Origin of the sequence: Acinetobacter sp. BSP-28 (genome assembly GCF_044130285.1) — a bacterium.
Classification (GTDB): Bacteria; Pseudomonadota; Gammaproteobacteria; order Pseudomonadales; family Moraxellaceae; genus Acinetobacter.
The window spans coordinates 22,428-44,977 of sequence record NZ_JBIQOB010000010.1 but is presented as its reverse complement, the minus strand read 5'-3'; the positions used below and the strand labels follow the sequence as shown (position 1 = coordinate 44,977).

The following is a 22,550-nucleotide window of genomic DNA, read 5'->3' as shown; positions in this document are numbered from 1 at the left end:
ATACTCCTTATAATAATCAGTACCTTGCAATTCATTGGTGTAATTTTGGTGTTTACAACAACTTATCCACAGATATTAAAAGCAAAAAACCGACTCAAAATTCTCTTGAGTCGGCTAATCTGCAAGAGCACTATAGCACCATCTTAAAGATTTGGAATATTGCATGTGTTGCAGTTATGGCTATGAACTGTATATTGTTTATGAAAAAAATAAAAAACTTATTCAATGAATGGTGAGGCTCATCAAAAGGAATAAAAATGAAAACATGGAAATACTTTTACATAGAACACACGATAAGACATGATCTTAGCCAAACAACTAAACACAGATAGCCATCTTTGTTGTTTTTTATTGCGAAGTATATGCACCATCGACCACATACTGACTGCCTGTCACAAATGAAGCATCATCAGAGAGCAGAAAGGCAACGACCTGAGCGACTTCTTCCGGATAGCCTGCTCGACCAATAGGATGTAATTTCACCATCTCTACCTCATCAATCTCAGCACTTAAAGGCGTTTTAATATAACCAGGATGTACTGAATTAATGCGAATACCTTGATCCGCATACTCTAATGCCGCTGCTTTTGTTAATCCGGTAATACCATGCTTTGCAGCCACATAGCCAGGAATATTTTTAAACCCGATTAAGCCTGCAATTGAAGAGGTATTAACAATCGCTCCACCTCCTGCAGCCAATATTGCAGGAATCTCATAACGCATGCTATAAAATGCTCCGTTTAGATTAACATCAAGCACACGATGCCACCCATCAATGCTCAATTCTGCAGTTGGGTTAAGCTCTCCCAGAATTCCCGCATTATTGAATGCTAAATGCAGTGCGCCATATGTGCTGACAGCAAATTCAACCACTGCTTTCATATCTTCAGGCTCAGCTATATTAGCTTTATTTGCTACAGCCTTCCCACCTAAAGACACGATCTCATTAGCAACTTTATGAACAGTTTCCAGGTTAATATCTGAAACCACCACACTTGCGCCCTGTTGGGCCAAAAGCATAGCGGTACTTTTGCCAATACCAGAACCAGCTCCAGTAACTAAGGCCACTTTATTATTGAATTTATTTGACATAATTTTTTCCATTTCTAATTTTAAGCGTAAGTCGCAAGACTTTGTAATGTTCAGCATCTCAATTCTTTGTTGAGACTGGGTCTATCATACTATTCCTTCAAGGCTGGCAATGTTTTTTTACTGAATAATTCTGCAGCCGAGGTATGGACCCCAAATGGCTGACCATCCTTGAAGCCCTGAATGCCACCGAACTCTTCAGAGGAGTAATTGCGTACCTGTGGGGCTTTAGCTAGTTTTGCACCCTTACAAAGTAAAAATCCCTCTGGTGTGAGAGATCGTGAAGACTACGATGGTGCAAAATCACCAATTTTGATGTGTATCGAATGTCGATTCATATATTTCAGCCATTAAAAAAACCACCGTAGACCTAGTACACGCGCGGTTTATATGCAGTAATACTGCTCGGCTATTTAATCAACAAAAAATTTATAATATTTAAATCAAAATTTTACTTTTTGTTATATTATTCACACAATTTTCAAATAACATTCACTGGCTGAAATGCTAAAAATTAAAATAAAACAATATAAATCAATATTTTATGAAAAACCAATTAATGATTAATTTAATATTAAAAAACCCGCTTAATCTGGGGTGTGATTAAGCGGGTGTAGTTCTTGATCGCCATTTTATTGTTTTTATTAACGTGCTTTCTCTTTAATGTGGTTAAAAAATTACCACTCCAAAGCAAATTACAAAGTATAAAAAATATGTATAAATAGTTTCCGCTTGTTTGCTTTGAGTTATTTTTTGGTTTTTTATCAGACAATAATCATCATTTTTTAATCAATTTCAACTGCACCATGAAAGCGAAATTTTAAGAATCAGAGCATTGCTTCCCCATGAATAAATCTTGATTCAGATCAGATTAAATAAAATCCATAAAATTTTTATGGGATTAACTGATCATCTAATACGCAAATATAAAAAATTCTTATTTACTTTATTAATTTTTCAATATAAAACAAAAACTTAGACAAAAATCATTTATAATTTAAATGCTTGTATAAAAAACACTTATGTTTACTTAATTTTTTATTACCGTAATCTGTATTTGACAATAAAAAATACCTCGGTGAAATTCCTAATTGCAAGCTCGTGCGACATCGAGTTTGCAGTTTTTTTTACCTATTTTTACTAAAATAAATGAATTTTATCTTTTGATAGTAAATATTAAAAAATCCAGATCAATGACCAGGCTTGGCCTGCTTTTTCTTTCAATCCCCAACCCGATATGAATTTAAGCGTATACTAAGGCACCAAAAAAACGGCGCGCGGATAGTGCGCTAAATGCTGTGTGGCTTCGACTGTTCGTTTGCTTGAGAAATAATATGTTTATCCGTTTTGCCCTGAAACTCAGCTTGGCCACACTTTGTTGCCTTTCCACTGAAATTTATGCAAATACCGCACTCAATCAGGCAACGCTCAGCAGTTATGATTATGACAATGACATTTTCCATCCGGTTCGGGCGCAAAATGGTATGGTCGCCTCCGAACATGAAATCGCCAGTCAGGTCGGTTTGGACATTCTGAAACGCGGTGGCAATGCGGTCGATGCAGCCGTTGCCGTTGGATTTGCCTTGGCAGTGGTTTTACCACATGCCGGTAATCTAGGTGGTGGCGGTTTTCTGATTTTGCATGATACCCAATCTGGTAAAAATATTGCACTGGATTTTCGTGAAATAGCTCCACGTCGTGCATCACGGGATATGTATCTGGATGAAAATGGCAATATTATTGCCGGAAAATCGCTGTATTCACATGATGCCATCGGAGTTCCTGGCACAGTCGCAGGTCTAGAATATGCCCTGAAAAAATGGGGAAGCTTGCCCCTCTCAGAGGTGATCGCCCCTGCAATTCAACTGGCGGAAAACGGAATTCTGGTCAGCCATTCTTTGGCCAAAATGCTGAATGCAGCTGAAGATAAATTAGGGAAATGGCCCAGTTCACGTACTATTTTCTTTCAAGCCGATCGGCCTTTACGCTATGGCGAACGTTTGGTTCAGCAGGATTTGGCGCATTCCTTGCGATTAATTAGCCAACAAGGTAGCCGCGTATTTTACCGTGGTGAAATCGGCGACAAAATTATTGCACAAATTCAGCAGCATCAGGGCATCATGCAAAAAAGTGATCTGCATGCCTATAAAATTATCGAACGTCAGCCCATCATAGGCAATTATAAAGGCTATCAGATTGTCACCATGCCACCGCCAAGTTCCGGCGGTGTACATCTGGTACAAATGCTAAATATTTTAGAACAATTCCCCTTGCAACAGTGGGGAGCAAATAGTGCCCAGACCCTGCATTATCTGGTCGAAAGCATGAAACTGGCCTATGCCGACCGGTCTAAATATCTGGGAGACCCTGATTTTGTGCATGTGCCTGTGGCAGGTCTTAGTTCAAAGCCATATGCGAAAATGCTGGCTCAGCAGATTTCCGCTACCACAGCCCGTCCTTCGGCATCCATTCAGCCCAACAACCCAATCCCCTATGAAAGTGACCAAACCACACATTATTCTGTGGTCGATCAACACGGCAATGCGGTTTCGGTGACCTATACCCTGAATTTCAACTTTGGCAGTGGTATTGTCGCAGCCGGTACCGGTATTTTACTCAACAATGAAATGGATGATTTTTCAGCCAAACGCGGTGTACAGAATGCTTTTGGTTTAATTGGCGGAGATGCCAATGCCATTGCTCCCCATAAACGTCCCCTGTCTTCAATGACACCGACAATTGTATTGAAAGACCATAAAGCCTGGCTGGTCACCGGCAGTCCGGGAGGCTCCCGAATTATCAGTACCGTGCTACAAACTCTGATCAATAGCATCGATTTTCAGATGAACCCGGCTGAAGTGGCGGCGGCACCACGGATTCATCACCAGTGGTTACCGGACGAAATCCGTGTGGAAAAAGGCATCAGTGCAGATACCCTCGAATTATTAAAGCAAAAAGGTCATAAGATTGTGCAGAAATCCACCATGGGCAGAACCCAGACCATCCAAATTCTGCCGGATGGCATCTATGGCTATTCTGATCCACGTAATCCGGATGGCGCAACGCGCGGATATTAAGGGTTACCAGAAACAAACATCATTGGCTTTTACTGAGCCAAAAAATATATTCACAGAAAGTTGACCGATCCCTTTCTAATTTAACTTTCTTTTACCTCAACAATGGGTTTATTTAACGCCAGTATACTTTTTGAAACATCACCAAAAATTCTATACGCTTAGTTGTTAAACAAGCTTAAATAAAAAAGTAATATATTAAGCATACCTTAACGATCAAATACTACGGATAGTATTCGATCGCACAGACCCACTTCGGTGGGTTTCTTATTTCTGAAACACTAACTGGTTATTCTTTACCCAAGGTCTCATATGAAAGACGATACCTGTAATAACTAAGCAAGACCTATCTCAACAACCCACCATGAGTGGGTTTTCTTTTGCCTATTCTTGCTTATAATTTATTTACCAATAAAAATAATTACTTGAGAATTATATCAGAGCTTCTTCCAAGTCATGATGCTGGTTACATTGGCACTTTTAGCTTTACCATAGACTTTCATTTGGTCTCCAGCAGCATTTAAACTGGCATCAATATCATATATACGCCCATCCTGCGTATTAATCCAAAGACCCTTGTTAAATTGTTTATTGCTAGTATCAGCAACAAGACCTTTAAGAGCTTCCATTCCAAAAATTGGCTGATTCTTCAGTTCACCTTGGCATTTGCTACATACTTCAGAACTAGCAACACCAGGTAAAGGTCGATTTTTAGTAATGACAGCACTGTACTGTTGTGTTTTAGAATTCTTACGAATTACGATGTCTGAAACATAATAACCAGTACGATCATCAATAACTTTCCAAGTGCCGATTAACGGATCGAATGGCATAGCAGCTAATGGATTGATTAGCCCAAAAAATAATGCAATAGCAGCAAAAAATTTACGGTTCATAAAAAGTATTTACAATTCAAAGAAGTAAATAAGCACGGCTGTGCTCAAAGTTGGCGAGAGTATAACAATTATTTTTATATTAAGACATTAATTTCATTAGAATTAAATATATATTTGATAGCTATTTCAAAAACTAATTAAAGATTAAAATCAAGATATCATCTTTAAATCACAATTTAGCACCCTCCTTATTTTTACAACGCTCAATTACTATCAAGCCAAGACCAAAGAAACCATAACATGTAATAATGAAGTAACGCCCCCACCCATCCCAGTGATGGGTTTTCTTCTGAAAAGGTCAGCATTGGTGTAGATCTGGTTCAGATTACTTTTTATTTTATCGATAATGTAAAAAAAGGAAGAAAATACGGGGAATTTCATGCAGATTAAAAATAGGTTTTAGCACATCTCATTTCCCATTAAATAAATAAGATATTGTTTTTTAATAATTATTTTTAAAATAATTTTAACATTTGGTGCTGAATTCTTTAGATACTACCTAAAATCATTGTATACTACCCTTTTCTTATGAAGTTTGGATGCATCAATATTGGATTGGGCATTCTTCAAGTGAATTTCGATGAGTACCTTATTACTAATTACCTCTGCTCCAACCTCAATCTATGCCTGGCATGCCTTGGGTCTGGCTCAGGTCTTGCACGCTAAAAACCAGGCATTCCGCGTGTTCTTCTATCAAGACGGTGTAGCTGTAGCAAATGCCTTGCAATGGGTTCCGGATGATCAGCGTAACTTGACGGAAGAATGGCAGAAACTGGCGATTCGCTTACCGGTATGCGTGAGTGCTGCTTTGGCGCGTGGTATTAGCGATGAGGAAAACGCCAAACGACATCAGATTAGCCAACACAATCTTGCACAAGGCTTTGAACTGGTTGGTCTGGGTGAACTTGCCGATGCAGTGCAATCAACACAACGTCTGATTCAATTCTAAGACGATATTTTTTGGTCTTTGTTGCTTTTAAAAGGTAAATTGTGTGAAATCTGTACTCGTTATTCTGACCCAAGCCAATCTGGCCAATCTGCAGGTGCATGAAAGCCTGTCGGCCACGATGGTACTAGCAACTTTTGGCTGTGAAGTTAAAGTCTTACTGCAAGATGCGGCCTTAAGTTTACTCCATGCAGAACTGCCATTCGATCAGCTTAAACATGCCTTTAAATTGGCATCCAATATGGTCGATAGCTTTGAATTTTATGACCTTAGCCCGATTTTGATTGAAAACAAACATCAACATTCACACTTTGTGGCCAATGCTCAACAGGATATTAAATTTGTTGAGTTGAATCCTGATTTCATTCAAAGTTTTGATTTTGTACTGTACTGGTAAAGTTGAAGAGTAAACTGATTATGTCGAATAAAAGCTTATATTTGGTGCAAAGTACTTTTTCAGCGACCCCGAATGTTTTGAGCAAATTGCAACAGGTTTATAGCCCTGAAGATACGGTTGTGATGATGGGTGAATCAGTCCTGCAACTGCAACATCCATTTCTGCAACAATTGAACAAGGTGTATGTACTGGACAACGATGCAGAAATCCTGGCGGGACAAAAAACCGAAAATTTACAGCTGATTTCTTATGCAGAATTTGCAGATATTTGCCTGAATCATAACCGCTGTATTCGCTTGAACTAATTTGAGATTAATAATGAATTTAGAACTCGATCAAGATGGTCACTTAGTCGATTACACTATCTGGAATGAAGCGGTTGCTCAAGAATTGGCAAATACTTTGGAGCTGCAACTTACAGCATGGCATTTTGAAGTTTTACATGCCGTGCGCCAGTTCTATCAACAGTTTGGACATTCACCAGCCACCCGTCCACTGATCAAATTCCTGATGAAAACCGTCAGTGCTGACATCAATAATGCAGTCTTACAAGATCAATTTAATACCGGTTTGGTGGCACGTCATTTAAGCCGTCTGGCAGGCATCCCTAAACCGCCGAATTGCCTATAAATCCTGAGAAAAGATTTAAGCCTGTATTTGATATCGTTCCAGATAATCAAAATAATCTTGCGTCATTTCAGGTTTCACCTGTTTGGCATGAATAGTTTCATTACATTCTGAACACACCAGTTTTGGCGTCATTTTATGACCGCAGCTTTTATGCACATATTGCAAAGGCTGCCCAAAACCTTCATGCATCCATTCATCTGCCCAATGCGCCATAGACATTAAGATAGGATACAGCGCCAACCCTTTTTCTGTTAAACGATATTCATAACGTTCCTGTCTTTGAACATAGGGCGTTTTCACTAAAATATCATTTTCAACCAGTCTTTTTAAACGCTCGGACAAGACATGACGGGTGATGCCTAAATCTTGCTGAAAAGAATCAAAACGGCGGGTGCCCAAAAAGGCATTGCGTAAGATCAATAATGTCCAGCGATCACCAATCACCGATAAGGTTCTGGCAATTGAACAAGGCTGTTCGCCTATGTCGTCCCATTTCATAAAGAACATCTCATAAAGAAAAACATCAACAAGAAAGTTTAAGCAAGAAAAGTACCGTATTCCTTGCGATATTAAAAGGATTGCATGCTTAATCCAGTAAATAGCGAAACAAGACTTTGATCAGATTGAACTTATTTAAAAATCTAGCTCATTAATCCTTGTATTTTTCTACAGATTTCTCATATTTCAAGCTGTGCCAACTGGACTAAAAATGTATTTCATTTTGATTTTCCTCAATAATTTTTAACCATGCCCGTGTTGCAGGATTCATGGCAACAGTGGTATTCCAGGCCATGCTCAGCGTCCAGTTCAGATGAGGACTTTCCAGTATGCTGATGTTATATTTTTCCAGATCCAGCTGTTCACAATAAATTTTCGGTAATAAAGCAATCCCGACATCCGACTCGACCATTTTGGCGATGAAGTCCCATTGGCTACTTTTACACACCACATGCGGTTCAAAACCGACGTAATTCGCAGCCTGAATAATCATATTGTTTAAACTGAAGGAATCATCATAAAGTAAAAATGACTCTTCTTTTAATTCAATCAATTTCACAGTTTGTCGGTCTTTCCACTGGGTTTGTTTCCGGGAAAGCAAACATAAAGGTGAATCCATAATCGGGATGCCGCTAAGTAGTGGTTTTAAATGCCCCAGTAAAATGCCGACATCGACTTTTTTCGCCAAAATTGCATCTTCAATCGCAGAAGCACCGACTTCCAGAAAACTTAATTCTATATGTGGATATTGCTTGTGAAATTTGGCAATTAAACTACTGAGTAAAACAGAACCTAATGGTGGTAAACCCAGGGTTAATTTTCCCTGTTTCAGCTGCCGGATTTTAGACACCGTTTCAAAGATTCGTTGTTGTTGTTCCAGTATGACCAACGCATGTTGATAAACCTGCTCCCCCGTATAGGTTAAGGTAACATCCCGTTTACGACCGGCATCGCCCTTATGAAATAAAGGCACGCCAATTTCCTGTTCCAGGTGATGTATGGCTTTACTGATGGTGGGTTGGGTAACACACATCTCTTCAGCTGTTCGGGTAAAACTTTGCAATTGCACAATTTTAACGAACATGGTCAGACTCTTGATATCCACCTATCATTCCATTTAAGCATAATCTTTTTTTTATTATTCATAATATAAACAGTGGGTCAAATTTAAAATATAGCTACGCTTTTATACCTCCTGATTATGTCTACCTCCTTACGTTCTCCTCAATTGATTTATATGGCCCAAGTTGTGCTACAGCTCAGTGTACTGATCCTGATTTGGTGGGCTTCTTCCTTGATTCAACAAGCGCTTAATTTACCGGTTTCTGCTGGGGTTATTGGCCTGTTACTGGTTTTAATCGCTTTACTGAGTGGCCTATTTAAACTGCAATGGATCAAAACTGGTTCAGATTTTATTCTCGGTGAACTGGTCTTATTATTTATTCCCTGTGTGGTTGGCATTATTAAATATAAAGACCTGCTTTTGACCCAAGGCTGGCAACTAATTTTATCGGTTGTAATCGGTACTTTCTGTGTGATGCTCGCTACAGCCTATAGCGTATATTTCGGTTTTAAACTGGAAGCTCGTTTCAAGCATAAATCGCATACCAAACACCTATTAGAGCAGGGAAAATAATATGAATTTGACTGCACTTCTGTGTTTTATCGGAACACTCATCTGTTATGTACTGGTTAAAAAACTGCATAAAAAATATCCCTACATGCTGTTGGCGCCGGGTATTTTCGTTCCCTTAATTCTGGTGATATTGATGCTGCTGTTCAATATTTCCTATGACACCTATATGGTCGAAAATCAGTGGCTGATCTGGATGTTAGGGCCTGCAACTATTGCCTTTGCCATTCCGATTTATGAATACCGTCAAGTGATTAAAGCACATGCACTGTCGATTAGTTTAGGCATTGTGGTTGGCATGATTGTCGGTGTGATCAGTTCATTTTATCTGGCAAAATTATTTCATTTTGACCAGTCCACTTCTTATAGTTTAATGGCACGTTCCATTTCTACACCTTTTGCCATGGAATTAAGCGCAAATATAGGCGGTTCAGTTGAACTGGTGATTTTATTTACCATGATTACCGGGATTGCTGGCGTTGCAATGGGAGATATGCTCCTGCTTGCACTTAAACTCAATTCACACTTTGCTCAAGGTGCATCTTTTGGTAATGCAGCGCATGGTTTTGGGACCAGTAAAGCCTTTATGCGCCATCGTGAGGAAGGTGTGGCGGCGTGTTTGAGTATGGTGCTTGCAGGCGTATTTATGGTGCTGCTGGGACCCGGCATTATTCATTTTGTTGTCAATTTTCTTTAATTTTTTAGAGCATGCTTGACCCCATGCTCTAAAAATATCATTCGATTAATAATCAATAGAAACCGAAATTCGATCTCTATAATCTCCTGCAGCCAGGCTAGCCAAATTCACCGTGCCTAAATTGGCAACGATAATATAGCTATGCTTGGCCTTTTCTTTCTGATTTTTTAACAACTGCCATTGTGAACCTGCATCACCAGATAATTGATACTGAACATCAATATAATTTTTTAACTTTGAAAGTGTTGCTGCAGCATCATTTTTTAAAGTGCTTTTGCCACTTGCATCCACTAGATTTTGGCTATCAAAGCGAATATTAAATTCCGAATCACATTTAATATCCAGCTGTACGGTGGATGTACTTGCAGATGTCGGTTGAAGTCTTATAGTTCCAGCCCCCGTATCGAAAATGGTACATACAGCAAAAGCTTGTGAACAAATGAAATAAAAAGTGCTGTTCACTAAAATTTTCAGGATTATCAATTTCATATGCTCACCTATTTACACACTAAAGTTCGTGGAATATCACCGGATTCATCCACTTTTAAATCTAAAGTTACATGGCATGATTCAGTTGCTGAAATTTGAACGTTTAAAATATGTTGCCCATTGATTAGACCATAAATTGTCACGATGTCATCACTCGCAATCGGATAAATATCTTCTTTATTTTCATCTACCGTCACCTGACTGCCTTGAGCCAAACTTTGCCCCTGTGCATTGACTAATTTAAAGCTGACTTCACGTGTACGTACGACTGGAAATTCCACAACATACCCCCGTTTGTTCAGTGGCATAATGGTTTGACGAGACGTGTTTACCTTGTCTTCAATTTGCAGCTGGTTCTCATTAAATGAAAGATGCTGGTTGGTATACACAATTAAATCATGGACAAATATTTCACCATACTTGTTGGTTTTACCAATAAATAAATCATTACGATATACATCAACATTTGGACTATCGGTTACTTTGACCAAAGAAAATCCATTATTGACGGATTTGGTTAAATCCACACTACGCCCCAGCCAGGTCAACGCACCATGGAACGTTGCGCTATAACTGTTATTACTTCCTGTCTGTAAATACTGTAAATCTAAATCACCTACTTGCGTTTTAAGACGTGTCGCCACATTTCCGGTATATTGCTCATTTGCTCGTCCAGCCCCGATCGCATAATCTACACCAACTGCATTGGAGGTATTTTTAACAAAAGTTAGATTACTGGAATCTGAATCAGTCTGATTAAAATACGCTGCATGTTTATCGTCAAAACGATAACTGAGCGATAAGTCGATACGATGGTCATTTTGATCGCCTGCATCATAACTAAATCCAACAGACATACTTAAATTGTCAAATAAAGTACGGCTGGAACGCAGGGTAAAAATGCGTTGATCATCGCGATCTGTCACTTTTCTATAATTTTGTTCAACATAACTAAAAGATAAATTCCCCAAAACAGGAATTCCAGATTTAGACAAATAAATTAAGCTTTCCCGTTCAGGCAGAAATTGATCCTTGATGTCTTCCATACCTAACATGAGAAACTTTGGACTATAATATTGCGTCTTTAAACCCAGACTATATTTATCTTTATCTCTTTTAAATTCTGTACTTACCGTATATCCATCGCCCTTTTTCGCATGACTATAAGCAGAGTTCAGTTCAAATAAACCTAATTTATATAAATACTGACTCCACAATAGTCCTGTACTTTTTAAATCATGGCTATAATCAATGACTGTCCCCAAAGTCGTTTTATCTGTGATTCCACGTCGATAATATGCACTACCAAACCATTCACGATAGTCATCACTTTCTTCACTATAGTTATAGCGTAACTTGCCACTGGAAAGACTATAGTCAGCTAGACCTTGCTTTAATAAGCGTTCACTCACAAAAATAGGGATATTCTGTACAGTCTTATTGCCCATAATATCCTGGACCACCATTTCTGCACTGCCTAATCCGCGAAAATTAATATTACTATCAATATTAAATTCACCTGGGTTTATTTTAGAATTATAGGCTTTATTACCATTGATAATTAAATCAATGGTAGATGGAACCAGTGCACTGCCTTTAAAAGACGGCGTATTCCAATAGACAAAATCTGGTCGTGAAGTGAAATTCGTACCCCAACGAAAACCACCAAAATAATAAGACTGAGATATGCCAGTATTGGTACTGACATTATCACCCAGTTGTAAAGTGGTTAATTTTTTTGGAAATTCAAATACTAAAGATGTACTTAATCGTGTATTGGTTTTGAAGTCTTCTCCACTATTTTCAAATTTTTTGCGAAAAATATGACTGCTATTAAAAAATGTATTTTTCCAAAAAATACCTAAGTCAGTCACAGCATTGGCTTGCTTGGAATAGTCACCTTCTTGATAAAAGGCATCGTAATTTATAAATCCACCTAAACCCGGTAATTCTGGCAGTTGCATTTCAGCATTTTGAATATGTTGCCCTTGCATATAATGGGTCGGAATATTCACTTTAAGTAATTGTGAATCTATATCTTCAACTACGTTAATATCCGCTTCAGAAATAAGACAATATGGAACTCCCATTTGGGTAATTTGCTGAAATTTGGCAGTATCCATAAAATTGGCTTGTAATACATTGCACTCAATATATTTTTTTTGATCTACGACTGTCAGTACAGCATCTTGCTGTTGATCTATGCCATTAATCCATAATCCAAGAATTGCATCTTGATGTACTTCTTCGTTATCTTCAGCCCCCAGCACTGCATTTGCTGATGCATGAGCTGGTCGAACCATAAGCAAAAGCGCAAGGAATATCAGATTATATTTGGGTTTACCCATATATTCTATTGCTCCGAAATATCATAAATAACGGATTTTTTTGAGTTAGCAGATGCCATAACAAACTTTAATTGTTTTAAAGAGGCTGGATGAAACCCTTCCAAAGGAATAGAAATTTGACGATCTGGCAAAACATATTTCATCATATCTACATCTTTTAATACCTTGCCTGATGCATCTTGAATACTAAATTTAGTCATTTGAAAATGTGCTTTACCGTTGTTTTTAGCCACTAGAACAGTATTGTTTTTTGAGTCCTTAACAAAATTAAAAGACATGTCAGGTTGGAAACCATTACCTACAAATACCGGCACACTAAAGTTCAACGCAATACTCATGCCTGTTTTTTGTAGAGCTGATGGAATTTCAATGAATTTCACCCTCCAAGTGGCTTCTTGTTTTAAATTCATGGCTTCAATAGATTGACGAAATCCGAAACGAATCACTTTATTACTGTCGGGTTTTAAAATAAGTGCCTTGGGATTTACCACTAACTCAGAATCAGGGGTTAAAATATCATTTCCCTGTTCATCCTGAGACCAGCGAAATACACTGACTTCGTAAGTGCGATCTGTTTTTTCACCTTTGGTATTTAAATTTGCTGTAGTACTGCGTTGTTGCTGTGCACCAGAAATATATAATTGAACGGGGGAAATGGTTAGATCTGCATGTGCTACCGGTGCTATTAACGTTAATAATGCAAATAAAAAACCGTTTTTATTTTTTACAGTTTTCATATTTATTTCACCCCAAGTTTTAAAATTTATTTGTTATTCACAATGAAACAAGCATAAAAGGTAAATCTATTACCTTTTATGCATTTTTTGTTTTATAAATTAATAATATACACTTACCAAATAAGTATCTGTATAAACACCTGCACGCGTGGTTGCCGTGATAGGCGTCGAAACATGAATGCTAACCTCATACATAGTCATCTACAGAATAACCAGGTCTAGCAAGCGGTGTTCCTGCATGTAAGGTAACTAACGCATTATCGCGAACTGCACGAGTGCCTACACCAGTTTTTAACCACTCATTTTGAGCATTTGAAATATACGAATACCAACCCTCATACCATTTCGCATTATCAGTAAAAATACTATATGGAGTATTACACGTTACTGTATAACCTGCAGTCGTATCTGAGCCATCTTCCTTAAGAATAATTTCAGAACCAACATTGGAAAAAGTACATTGCTTGGCAATTTCAACGCTCATCGGGATAGATGAGGTTGCCGTTGCAGAAAAAGCAGGCGCAGCAAGTATTAATGTTGTTAAGGCTAAAAATAGTTTTTTCATGATTTTATTCTCCATGAAAATTTAAATTTAGTAATCAACACTAATATTTAAAGTATCGTTATATGTACCTGCAGGTGTAGTTGAAACCACCGCAGCTACAAGAGCAGTATTTACATTATAGGTATCTACCACTAAACCTGGTTGAGCCAATGGGGTACCAGCATTTACTGGTACAGCCGCACCATTCAAATCAACCGTAATATTGGTATTTAAAGTATGGCTTGTATTTGTAGTGGATTTTACAAATGTTGTTGCATTTGTAGTATTTGCTGTACTGGTGCTAATGCTATACGGTGTATTGCAAGTCACTTTAAAACTGCCTGTACCACTTGTTGTATCATTTGGAATAACAATATTGGTTGATACATCACTGATGGTACATTTTTCTGTAATTGTCAGGCTGACTGGAATACTTGCAGAAGTGGTCGCGGCTTGAGTTAAAGCACTAGATAAAGCTGCAGCTGTTGCTAAAGCAATTTTTGTTAATATTTTCATGTTTTTTTTCTCGTTTGTTTTTAAGTTGAAGTGAAAATTAATAATTGACATTCACACGGAATGTATCTGTATACACACCGGCTGGTGTTGTTGCTGTGGTTGGAGTAACTAATTTTGCTTTAATAGTAGATTGAATATTACTGTTCAACCAACCACTTACATACAAAACAAATGGTGCTGAACTGGCATTATTTAAAGAGCGGCTACCATAGCCATTCCCTGTTAAAGTTGCCGTTATTGGTAGGTGTATTCCCTCACTATTTACCACAGTTGCATGACCTGTATTATTAACAGAATCGAGGAAAGTACTTAGATCAAACCCACCATCCATATTGCAGGAAAATGTAAAAGAACCTTGGACTTCACTTCCATCTTCTGGCAACACCAACCCTGAACTTACATTTGAAAATGAACAGCTTTTAGGCACTTCCACTCCCATAGGAATACTGGCTGTAGTCGTAGCAGCTTGAGTCAAGCTACTCCCCAATAAGACTGTTAAAATTGCAGCAGATTTTATGAATATTTTCATAAGATTGTCTCTTGGCTTCTTTTATTAAAAATTAATAGGTCACAGTCATATTTAAAGTATCTGTATAAATACCAGCAGGTGTTGTTGCTGTGGTTGGACTCTTTAATTTAACTTTAAAATTCCCTGATTGCGGTCCAATATAATTAGGTCCACCATCAATATATGTCCAACTATTTGTAATCACGTTTGTGTACCCCCACAATGTGACCGATGTCGCTGTCGGTATTTGAATATCTTGAACATTTTTAACGTAAGTACCTGTTCCTAAAATACTTGAATCTGTATTAAAAAATACGGAATATCCTGTATTACAGGACATTTTGAAGTTTCCAATTGCTTCTGATCCATCTTCTGGAACAATAATTCCTGAGCTAACATCAAAAAATGTACAACTTTTAGGAATGTCCACTCCCATAGGAATACTGGCTGTAGTCGTAGCAGCTTGAGTCAAGCTACTCCCCACTAGCATTGCTGCAAAGACAGCAAATTTTGTTAATGTTTTCATTGTTTTTCTCTTTCATAAAATGAGTGATTAAAAAGTTGCTTCCAAATACAAAATGTCCCTATACACCCCAGCAGGTGTATTTGAAGTAATTGGATTTGCAAGATTTATACTGACCGTTCCTGTCTCTGAACTTGCTGGATCTAATGCCCGAATCTGTTTAACCGCATCCAAAACATAGTCGTTTCCCATAAAGTTCAACTTCACGACAGTGTTCAACTTCAGTCCATTGTCAGCTCGCACCGAAGTAGATCCCCCTCCATCCGCTAAAGACCTGGCACCAAATTTCAGGTCAAATTGCTTATTGCAATTCAAACTAAAACTTCCTGTAGAAACACCACCATTTTCAGAAACCATAATTTGTGGACTAACATTTGAAAATTGACAACTCACAGGAATAGTCGTGATCACATCAACTGAATAACTTTGGTTTGCAGCATAAATATTTCCTGAAAAATGCAAAAAAATAAACATCAGAAAAATATTTGAAATTTTCATACTGCTCTGTTTCATCAGTACCACGCATTTAATCAAAATGATTACTCGCGATTAAATGCGAAATAAAAAGAGATTCATATCACTGTAAATAGGTATTTCGGCAACAAAAAGACAAAATAAAAATACAAATTTAAGCCTCATCAATTTGAATTAATTATTATTTTTCAATAAGATGTATTTAAAATAATTACATACCATAATAAAATTTTTGTTTTTTTTATTTTTTGAGCTTAATTTTTTTTAAATTAATACTATTTTCAAGGATATATTAACAATCTCACTTACAAATAAAATAATTTTCACTTAATTTATTATCTGATTATTTTATAAATAATTATATTATCTTAAATGTCATTAAATGATTTTACAGTATTTTATTGTGCTTAATTTTCATCATTCTAAAAATTAAATACGAGTGGTGTATTGGGTATATAAAACACTATCTTATTTCATTAAAATAAATAAAGTAATTACAAACACGAGCAGACTCACCACCTCGCAAATTTCAATACTTGCGCCTACGGTATCCCCTGTAATACCGCCAATACGCTGGATAAATTTGTGTCTTAAATAAAGCAATGTACCTAGCATAGATAGAGCACACAGCATTCCAGCCCATCCCCAATACACTGATGTAAGTAAACTTAATACAAATACAATAATGGCGGCAGTTTTCGGAATAAATTCTGCAATTGAAGTGCCTAAACCTTTTTGGCGCACATAATGGGTGGTTAAAAATAAAAATAATGGTGCTAAACGACCCAATAACGGAAATAAAATCAGTGCTGAATAGTATTGCTGTTCCAATAATACATACAGTGCCGACCATTTTAGCAGACACAGGATGATCAAACTGAGCACCCCTATTGGCCCACAGCTCGGGTCTTTCATAATGGCTAAGGTACGTTCAGGATCACCAAAACCACCCACCCAGGCATCCGCTGTATCTGCCAGACCATCCATATGCAAACCACCAGTCAGCCAGATCCACACAACTAAAATCACACTGCTTAATAAAATGACCGGAATAGCCTGTAAAAGATAGGCAAGTGCAAATAGAATCAGGCCAATAATCAAGCTAACTAATGGATAAAACAGCAAAGATTGCCCATTTTGTTGTTTACTTGGCATTTGTTTTAATTGAACCGGAAATGTCGTTAAAAACTGCAGCGCAATAAAAAATGGCGTCATACTGATTGCTCCACATATTCAATGCTTAAATTGTCATGCAGAATAAAATGATTGAATTGCCCCAGTTCAGCAGACATTTTTAAAATATTATCCAAGGGTTGATTGAATGCCAGACATTTTAACAGTTTAATCACCCCGCCATGCGTGACCACCATTGCATGTGCAAATTGATTTTGCTGCATAGAATGTTGCACCTGTTGCATCGCATTTAAAATACGTTGCTGAAACTGCTGCATGGTTTCGGCATTAGGTGGACTAAATCGGGTTGGAGTTTCCCAAAACTTCGCCAGCAACTCAGGCTGCTTTTCATAGATCTCTTGAGTAGAAACACCTTCCCAGTCGCCAAAATGCATTTCTTGCAAATTGCGATCTAAAATGAGTTCAAGCTTTAAATTGTTGGCGATTTCATCTGCGAATAAAGCACAGCGCTGCAAAGGCGAACTGAACACAATATCCCAAGGTTTAAAATGTGCATTATTTTTTAGGGATTGAACTACCGTATGGTGCATTTGCTGCCAGCCTGAATCCGTCAAGGCATCATCAGTCGAGCCACGCAAAGTATGGCTCAGCTCGGTTTCACCATGACGCAATAGATCAATCCTGTACATTTTCACATCCTACACAAAAAAAGGTTAAACCTTTTTGCCAATTACAGCAGCTTCAGCAAAAGTAGCCATGTTGTTATGTAGACTGCATGCCAGTTTAATCACCCCCAATGCAGCGCCTGCACCACTACCTTCGCCCAAACGTAAATTCAGTTTCAGCAAAGGATTGGCATTCAGTTCTTGCAGTAAACGTTGATGACCATATTCAGCAGACTGATGTCCAAACAGCATCCAGTCACGTACGGCTGGATTTAATCGTACCGCTACCAATGCAGATGCTGTAGTGATAAAGCCATCGACCACCATAGGCAAACCCAACTGTGCACAGCGAATATAAGCACCGACCATTGCAGCCACTTCTAGGCCACCCACGGCGCACAAGGCTTTAAATGCATCATTGCCTACATATTTCTGGTGTAATGCTATCGCCTGGTTAATCACATTCTTTTTATGATCGAGCTGTTCTTCACGAATTCCTGTCCCTACACCGGTCAGTTGCTCCGCGGGTTCATCCAGCAAAAAACTGGCGACCGCAGAAGCGGAACAGGTATTGCCAATGCCCATTTCCCCAGCCACATAGATTGAAGCACCCTCTGCAATTGCCTCCTCTACACTTTTACGACCAAGATTTAAAGCGTCTATACATTGTGCTTCAGTCATGGCAACTTGTTTGGCAAAGTTAGCCGTACCCGGAATAATGCAATAACGTTCAACGCCTGCATATTCATACGCATCACCGACTGAACCGCAGTCAATCACTTGCAGTCTGGCATTGTATTCCTTGGCAATCACGCTAATACAGGCTCCACCACTGGTGAAATTTTGCAGCATTTGACGGGTTACAGCTTGCGGATAGGCTGAAATATTTTCTTCCATCACGCCATGGTCACCGGCAAAAATGGTAATCCACGGTTTATCAATGTTCGGGCGCTGATTGTTTTGCAAACAGGCCAATTGAATCGCGACATTTTCCAGTTCGGAAAGTGAACCGGTTGGTTTGGTTAACTGTAATTGACGCTCTGCAGCCTGTAGTCTGGCTTCTGCACTTGGCGTTTTACACACATCTAACCACCAGTTCATTATTTCTCTCCTTTTAAAATCATTGGGAAACCCGCAACGCAAAACATCACTTTATCGGCAATCTGTCCAAGCTGTTGATGTAAACGACCTGATTCGTCCACAAACTTACGGCTGATCTCGCCCATGGGTACTATGCCCAGTCCGGTTTCATTACTGACTAAAATAATGTCTGACTCTAATATCGGTAAAATGTCCAGCAGCTTTTGGCATTGATGCATCTGTAATTCAGGATTCTCATGCATCAATAAATTGCTCATCCACAAGGTTAAACAGTCGACCAGAATCACTTGCTTGGGTTGATCCAGTTCTATTAAGCAATTGGCCAGATATAGAGGCTCTTCAATCACCGCCCAATGCGCTGGACGTTGTGCTTGATGATGATGAATACGTTCTTGCATTTCTGCATCAAAAGCTTGTGCCGTTGCAATATATGCCACTTTAAGATTTGAATCTTTTGCGATTTGTTCTGCAAGACGACTTTTACCGGAACGGGCGCCGCCTAAAATAAGTTGGATCATGCATCACCCAATAAAAATTGATGGTATGGGGTTAACGGTCCCTGCAGCATTTGAGCGCGATAGGTTCCAAATGTTAATTGCTGGACCTGAAATTCAAATTGCTGCTGTGGAATATTTTGTATTCGCTCAAAAACTGCATCGCTATTGATATTATCTTTATATAAGCCCAAAGTGATATGAGGACAATATTGTAAGGGTGCGACTTCTTCTGAACAGGCATAGAACTGTTGACGAATCTCGGCCAAACTTCCTTCACTATCATCAATTTCAATAAAAAGCGCACTTTCAAAACTGTTTAAGTATCCCGACTTCAGTTTAAATGAATATTTTTTTTTCCGGTTTAAAAGTTCAATCTGCTGTTGTAATTGCTGATGGCTAAAATCGTCATCCCAATCTTGCTTGTGTGCAGTCAAAAATCCGCAAATAAATAAGGTGATATGAAACTGGCGTGTATTTGGTGTATACAGTATGTCGGAAAAGTGCTGACGCAGATGCTGTAAATAATGCAGTAACTCGGGCTGCTGTATTTCCAGATACCAGAGTGAATAATGCGTACGCCCTTTATGCCACTCAGGATAGTCCTGTGCAAGCGTAGGAACCACCGGCATAGAAGGTTTCAAAAACACGTAAAATTCACATTAAATTCAATCATCTTATTAAAACATGAATGATGTTAATTTTCTCGAAGTATTGATTCAGTAATATTCAGCTAATAATGAATTATATTCAGCTTGTTATAGACTTAAATCATGTCACAAACATCGTGACTTCATTTGTAAATATCTAACAGCCCACTTGGAAGGATAACTTCATTAATAAAATCATACTGGCACTGACGATAGCTGCATTTTCTTTTGATAACACAGGAAATAAAAAGCCAGAAGCATAAACATGATTATTAACAAATAAAATGGGTAATCACTATGCCACTGATACAAACCGGTACTGACCAACGGACCAAATACAAAACTCAAGGCCTGGGTTGCAGTACAAAAACTGGCAACTTTAGCCTGCAAATGCTGTGGCGCAGATTGGGCAGCACCCGTGGTAAATGCAGGAGTAAGACAAGCCACAGCTACTCCATATAAAATATAAGCACTTTGAAAAATATGTATATGTGTGGTGTGAATAGAAATCATCAAGCCTAGCATCATAAACACCAGACCAATCCACAGTAAGCGCTGCACAGACCATTTTAGAAACTTGGAAATCGCTGTTTGCATAATCACTAATGATATACCGACAATCAAAGAACATTGGGCAAAGTAAATTGCACTCTGCCGAGTCGAAATTTGAAATTGATCCTGAATATAAAAGCCTGCGGTGAGATTTAATGTGACAATAGCAATATAGAGACTAAACCCTAATACAAACCAGCCCATACTATTACGTAAAGAAAATTCTTCCTTGTGGGGAAATACCGGATTTTCAGTGGGCATATCCTGTTCAGAAATATGAGAAAACTCAGCCTCTTGGTGATCAAATTTCAGCACAATAAAGAGGCTAATTGAAGCAAAAATAATAAAGGCAACCCATAACGGCGTGAGCATGCCCCAAGCCAATAAAAGTGTAGTTAAAAATGGACCAAGCACTAGGCCTGCACTATTTAACGCTCCAAACTTGGACATGGACTGGCTGCGTTGCTGTTCTGCGGTATATTTGGTCATCACATAAGTTTGTAAAGCAATGATTGGCATCGCCATAAATACGCCCATACTTGCCCGAGCCAACAATAACAATGTAAACAGCAACATCGCAGCAAGATGATATTCAAGCCCATAAGCCAGGACGACAGTAAATACCCCCCAGGTGAGAGTTATACCGATAAAACCCACACTTAATAAGCGATAAATACTGTATTTATTTCGCTGTCTTGAAATATAAATGGCTCCTATTGCCATCAATAATGCACCTGCCGAAATTAAAGCTCCGCCTTGCAATTCTGTCATTTTCATTTGGCGAACCAAAGGTGCAAGTATGGGCAAAACCATAGAAAAACAACCACCATTCGCCAGACTTGTAGCAATGAAAATTTTGTTATTTTTATCCATTGTTTATTTTAATTCCTAATCCTGGTTTGGATGCATAAGAGATCAGAGGCAACACAAGCTATCTCTTTCAGGGTGAAATTGACTCCTTCACGTAATAGCTTTGGTCATCAATTCAACATGTACAAGCAAAGCCATATTTAATCGTATCTTGCTAGGCCTTGTCAGTACCGCCAATCGCTAAAATCTGCATAAAAAAAGCCCTAAATTGCTTTAGGGCTGATGAGCAGTATTTAAGTAGATTTTTACAAGTCCAGCACATCTACGAATTGTGCACCTAGAACTTGGGCTAAATCTTGGGGTTTTACGCCAATATCCAGACCTCTTTTACCCCCGCTAACGTATATTTTTGGCAAATCTTGGGCCGTAGCATCAATGACAGTTTTTAAGCGTTTCTCCTGTCCAACCGGGCTAATCCCACCAACCAAGTAGCCTGTTAAGCGCTCAGCATTTTTAGGATCGGCCATTTGTAATTTTTTACAGCCTACAGCTGCTGCCACTTTCTTTAAATTTAATTGATGATTCACCGGTAAAACCGCTACAAAGTAGTTCTTATCATCAGTCACCAACAGCGTTTTAAAGACTTCTTCAACACTTAAGCCCAGTTTCTCGGCTGCTTCTAGGCCAAAACTTTTCGCATTGGCATCGTGTTCATATTCATGGATAGAAAATTCAATTTTATTGGATTTTAAAATTTTGCAAGCTGGTGTCATTTTTTTGAAAATATTAAGAACGAGATAAACAAATTATATGCCCTTTAGAAATGAATGTTTAGCATACTCAGGCTATTTTGTTTGCTTGGTATTATTGTCTATTTTTAGAGATTAGCCCCATATAAACCTATGTAGTGGTAGGAACTCATTTTTAGACATAAAAAAAGCCCGACATCCTGTCGGGCTTTTTCGTATTTGATGCTTAGATCTGACTCCTGTCTGATCTTACATTCCTTGTTCTTACTCTTGTTATTCTTATCTGGAACTTCCTGTTCTCTATGTCCCCATGATAGGAAATTACAGCGAGGTCGTATAGGCGCAAAGAACCGGAAATGATGTGAGCATATGCGTACAACGCTGCTTAAAGTTTGT

26 protein-coding genes and 1 pseudogene are annotated in these 22,550 nt (G+C 38.4%); 7 read left to right on the top strand and 20 right to left on the bottom strand.

The annotated features are described in order from the left end of the window. Positions 1-348: 348 nt before the first annotated feature. On the bottom strand, positions 349-1,092 hold the full coding sequence (locus ACE01R_RS09080; RefSeq protein ID WP_395550594.1) for an SDR family NAD(P)-dependent oxidoreductase: 744 nt from the start codon (positions 1,090-1,092) through the stop codon (positions 349-351). 89 nt (positions 1,093-1,181) lie between these two features. Next, a pseudogene (locus ACE01R_RS09075) lies at positions 1,182-1,358 on the bottom strand (DUF2213 domain-containing protein); the annotation flags it as partial. Positions 1,359-2,423: 1,065 nt separating this feature from the next. On the opposite strand from ACE01R_RS09075, the gene ggt reads away from it, so the two are divergent. Beyond that, on the top strand, positions 2,424-4,166 hold the full coding sequence (gene ggt / locus ACE01R_RS09070) for a gamma-glutamyltransferase (protein ID WP_395550593.1): 1,743 nt from the start codon (positions 2,424-2,426) through the stop codon (positions 4,164-4,166). A gap of 434 nt (positions 4,167-4,600) precedes the next feature. On the opposite strand, the gene ACE01R_RS09065 is transcribed toward ggt, so the two are convergent. Further along, positions 4,601-5,059, bottom strand: coding sequence for a DUF2147 domain-containing protein (locus ACE01R_RS09065; RefSeq protein ID WP_395550592.1), 459 nt, complete (start codon positions 5,057-5,059; stop codon positions 4,601-4,603). Between the two features lie 580 nt (positions 5,060-5,639). On the opposite strand from ACE01R_RS09065, the gene tusD reads away from it, so the two are divergent. From tusD to ACE01R_RS09045, 4 genes are read left to right on the top strand one after another with little or no spacing between them, the layout of a single operon-like run. Continuing rightward, complete coding sequence (gene tusD / locus ACE01R_RS09060) at positions 5,640-6,008, top strand: sulfurtransferase complex subunit TusD (RefSeq protein ID WP_395550591.1); 369 nt, start codon at positions 5,640-5,642, stop codon at positions 6,006-6,008. Between the two features lie 43 nt (positions 6,009-6,051). Next, on the top strand, positions 6,052-6,402 hold the full coding sequence (locus tag ACE01R_RS09055) for a hypothetical protein (protein WP_395550590.1): 351 nt from the start codon (positions 6,052-6,054) through the stop codon (positions 6,400-6,402). Between the two features lie 20 nt (positions 6,403-6,422). Beyond that, positions 6,423-6,707 (top strand): DsrH/TusB family sulfur metabolism protein, encoded by a 285-nt coding sequence (locus ACE01R_RS09050; RefSeq protein WP_395550589.1) that lies wholly within the window; start codon positions 6,423-6,425, stop codon positions 6,705-6,707. A gap of 13 nt (positions 6,708-6,720) precedes the next feature. Continuing rightward, positions 6,721-7,032: a TusE/DsrC/DsvC family sulfur relay protein gene (locus ACE01R_RS09045; protein ID WP_395550588.1), complete on the top strand. Its 312-nt coding sequence runs from the start codon at positions 6,721-6,723 to the stop codon at positions 7,030-7,032. Between the two features lie 15 nt (positions 7,033-7,047). Here the strand turns inward: ACE01R_RS09045 and ACE01R_RS09040 are convergent, their stop codons facing one another. Together ACE01R_RS09040 and ACE01R_RS09035 are read right to left on the bottom strand one after the other, a co-directional pair. Further along, positions 7,048-7,530 (bottom strand): winged helix-turn-helix transcriptional regulator, encoded by a 483-nt coding sequence (locus ACE01R_RS09040; RefSeq protein WP_395550587.1) that lies wholly within the window; start codon positions 7,528-7,530, stop codon positions 7,048-7,050. Between the two features lie 205 nt (positions 7,531-7,735). After that, positions 7,736-8,635 carry a LysR family transcriptional regulator gene (locus ACE01R_RS09035; RefSeq protein ID WP_395550586.1) on the bottom strand — a complete coding sequence of 300 codons (900 nt, stop codon included), beginning with the start codon at positions 8,633-8,635 and terminating at the stop codon, positions 7,736-7,738. A gap of 96 nt (positions 8,636-8,731) precedes the next feature. Here ACE01R_RS09035 and ACE01R_RS09030 point away from each other — a divergent pair, with 96 nt between their 5' ends. Next, the gene (locus tag ACE01R_RS09030; protein WP_395550585.1) at positions 8,732-9,166 is read left to right on the top strand and encodes a CidA/LrgA family protein; all 435 of its coding nucleotides are present in this window, start codon (positions 8,732-8,734) and stop codon (positions 9,164-9,166) included. 1 nt (position 9,167) lies between these two features. Continuing rightward, positions 9,168-9,860, top strand: coding sequence for an LrgB family protein (locus tag ACE01R_RS09025; RefSeq protein WP_395550584.1), 693 nt, complete (start codon positions 9,168-9,170; stop codon positions 9,858-9,860). 45 nt (positions 9,861-9,905) lie between these two features. Here the strand turns inward: ACE01R_RS09025 and ACE01R_RS09020 are convergent, their stop codons facing one another. The 15 genes from ACE01R_RS09020 to ybaK form a co-directional block, all read right to left on the bottom strand. Beyond that, positions 9,906-10,349, bottom strand: a complete 444-nt coding sequence (locus tag ACE01R_RS09020) for a hypothetical protein (RefSeq protein WP_395550583.1) — start codon at positions 10,347-10,349, stop codon at positions 9,906-9,908. Between the two features lie 8 nt (positions 10,350-10,357). Next, positions 10,358-12,652, bottom strand: coding sequence for a fimbria/pilus outer membrane usher protein (locus tag ACE01R_RS09015; RefSeq protein WP_395550582.1), 2,295 nt, complete (start codon positions 12,650-12,652; stop codon positions 10,358-10,360). 50 nt (positions 12,653-12,702) lie between these two features. Beyond that, complete coding sequence (locus ACE01R_RS09010) at positions 12,703-13,434, bottom strand: molecular chaperone (protein ID WP_395550581.1); 732 nt, start codon at positions 13,432-13,434, stop codon at positions 12,703-12,705. A 187-nt stretch (positions 13,435-13,621) separates the two neighbouring features. Continuing rightward, positions 13,622-13,999 carry a hypothetical protein gene (locus ACE01R_RS09005; protein WP_395550580.1) on the bottom strand — a complete coding sequence of 126 codons (378 nt, stop codon included), beginning with the start codon at positions 13,997-13,999 and terminating at the stop codon, positions 13,622-13,624. 27 nt (positions 14,000-14,026) lie between these two features. Then, positions 14,027-14,494, bottom strand: a complete 468-nt coding sequence (locus tag ACE01R_RS09000; protein ID WP_395550579.1) for a hypothetical protein — start codon at positions 14,492-14,494, stop codon at positions 14,027-14,029. 37 nt (positions 14,495-14,531) lie between these two features. After that, entirely contained in the window at positions 14,532-14,969 is a 438-nt protein-coding gene (locus ACE01R_RS08995; protein ID WP_395550578.1) for a hypothetical protein, read from the bottom strand. 85 nt (positions 14,970-15,054) lie between these two features. Then, positions 15,055-15,528, bottom strand: a complete 474-nt coding sequence (locus ACE01R_RS08990; RefSeq protein ID WP_395550577.1) for a hypothetical protein — start codon at positions 15,526-15,528, stop codon at positions 15,055-15,057. A gap of 27 nt (positions 15,529-15,555) precedes the next feature. Continuing rightward, positions 15,556-16,038 (bottom strand): hypothetical protein, encoded by a 483-nt coding sequence (locus ACE01R_RS08985; RefSeq protein ID WP_395550576.1) that lies wholly within the window; start codon positions 16,036-16,038, stop codon positions 15,556-15,558. A gap of 429 nt (positions 16,039-16,467) precedes the next feature. Continuing rightward, positions 16,468-17,214, bottom strand: a complete 747-nt coding sequence (locus ACE01R_RS08980; protein WP_395550574.1) for an adenosylcobinamide-GDP ribazoletransferase — start codon at positions 17,212-17,214, stop codon at positions 16,468-16,470. After that, the gene (locus ACE01R_RS08975) at positions 17,211-17,828 is read right to left on the bottom strand and encodes a histidine phosphatase family protein (RefSeq protein ID WP_395550572.1); all 618 of its coding nucleotides are present in this window, start codon (positions 17,826-17,828) and stop codon (positions 17,211-17,213) included. Before ACE01R_RS08975 ends, ACE01R_RS08980 begins: the two co-directional genes overlap by 4 nt. Before the next feature lie 18 nt (positions 17,829-17,846). Next, positions 17,847-18,899, bottom strand: coding sequence for a nicotinate-nucleotide--dimethylbenzimidazole phosphoribosyltransferase (cobT, locus tag ACE01R_RS08970; protein ID WP_395550571.1), 1,053 nt, complete (start codon positions 18,897-18,899; stop codon positions 17,847-17,849). After that, a complete protein-coding gene (cobU, locus tag ACE01R_RS08965) occupies positions 18,899-19,417 on the bottom strand; it encodes a bifunctional adenosylcobinamide kinase/adenosylcobinamide-phosphate guanylyltransferase (RefSeq protein WP_395550570.1) in 519 nt (172 codons plus the stop codon). The genes cobT and cobU overlap by 1 nt, the downstream gene beginning before the upstream one ends. Next, positions 19,414-20,043: a 2'-5' RNA ligase family protein gene (locus ACE01R_RS08960; protein ID WP_395550569.1), complete on the bottom strand. Its 630-nt coding sequence runs from the start codon at positions 20,041-20,043 to the stop codon at positions 19,414-19,416. Before ACE01R_RS08960 ends, cobU begins: the two co-directional genes overlap by 4 nt. A gap of 195 nt (positions 20,044-20,238) precedes the next feature. Then, positions 20,239-21,468 carry an MFS transporter gene (locus ACE01R_RS08955; RefSeq protein ID WP_395550568.1) on the bottom strand — a complete coding sequence of 410 codons (1,230 nt, stop codon included), beginning with the start codon at positions 21,466-21,468 and terminating at the stop codon, positions 20,239-20,241. A 242-nt stretch (positions 21,469-21,710) separates the two neighbouring features. Further along, complete coding sequence (gene ybaK / locus ACE01R_RS08950; RefSeq protein ID WP_395550567.1) at positions 21,711-22,178, bottom strand: Cys-tRNA(Pro) deacylase; 468 nt, start codon at positions 22,176-22,178, stop codon at positions 21,711-21,713. Between the last annotated feature and the right edge of the window lie 372 nt (positions 22,179-22,550).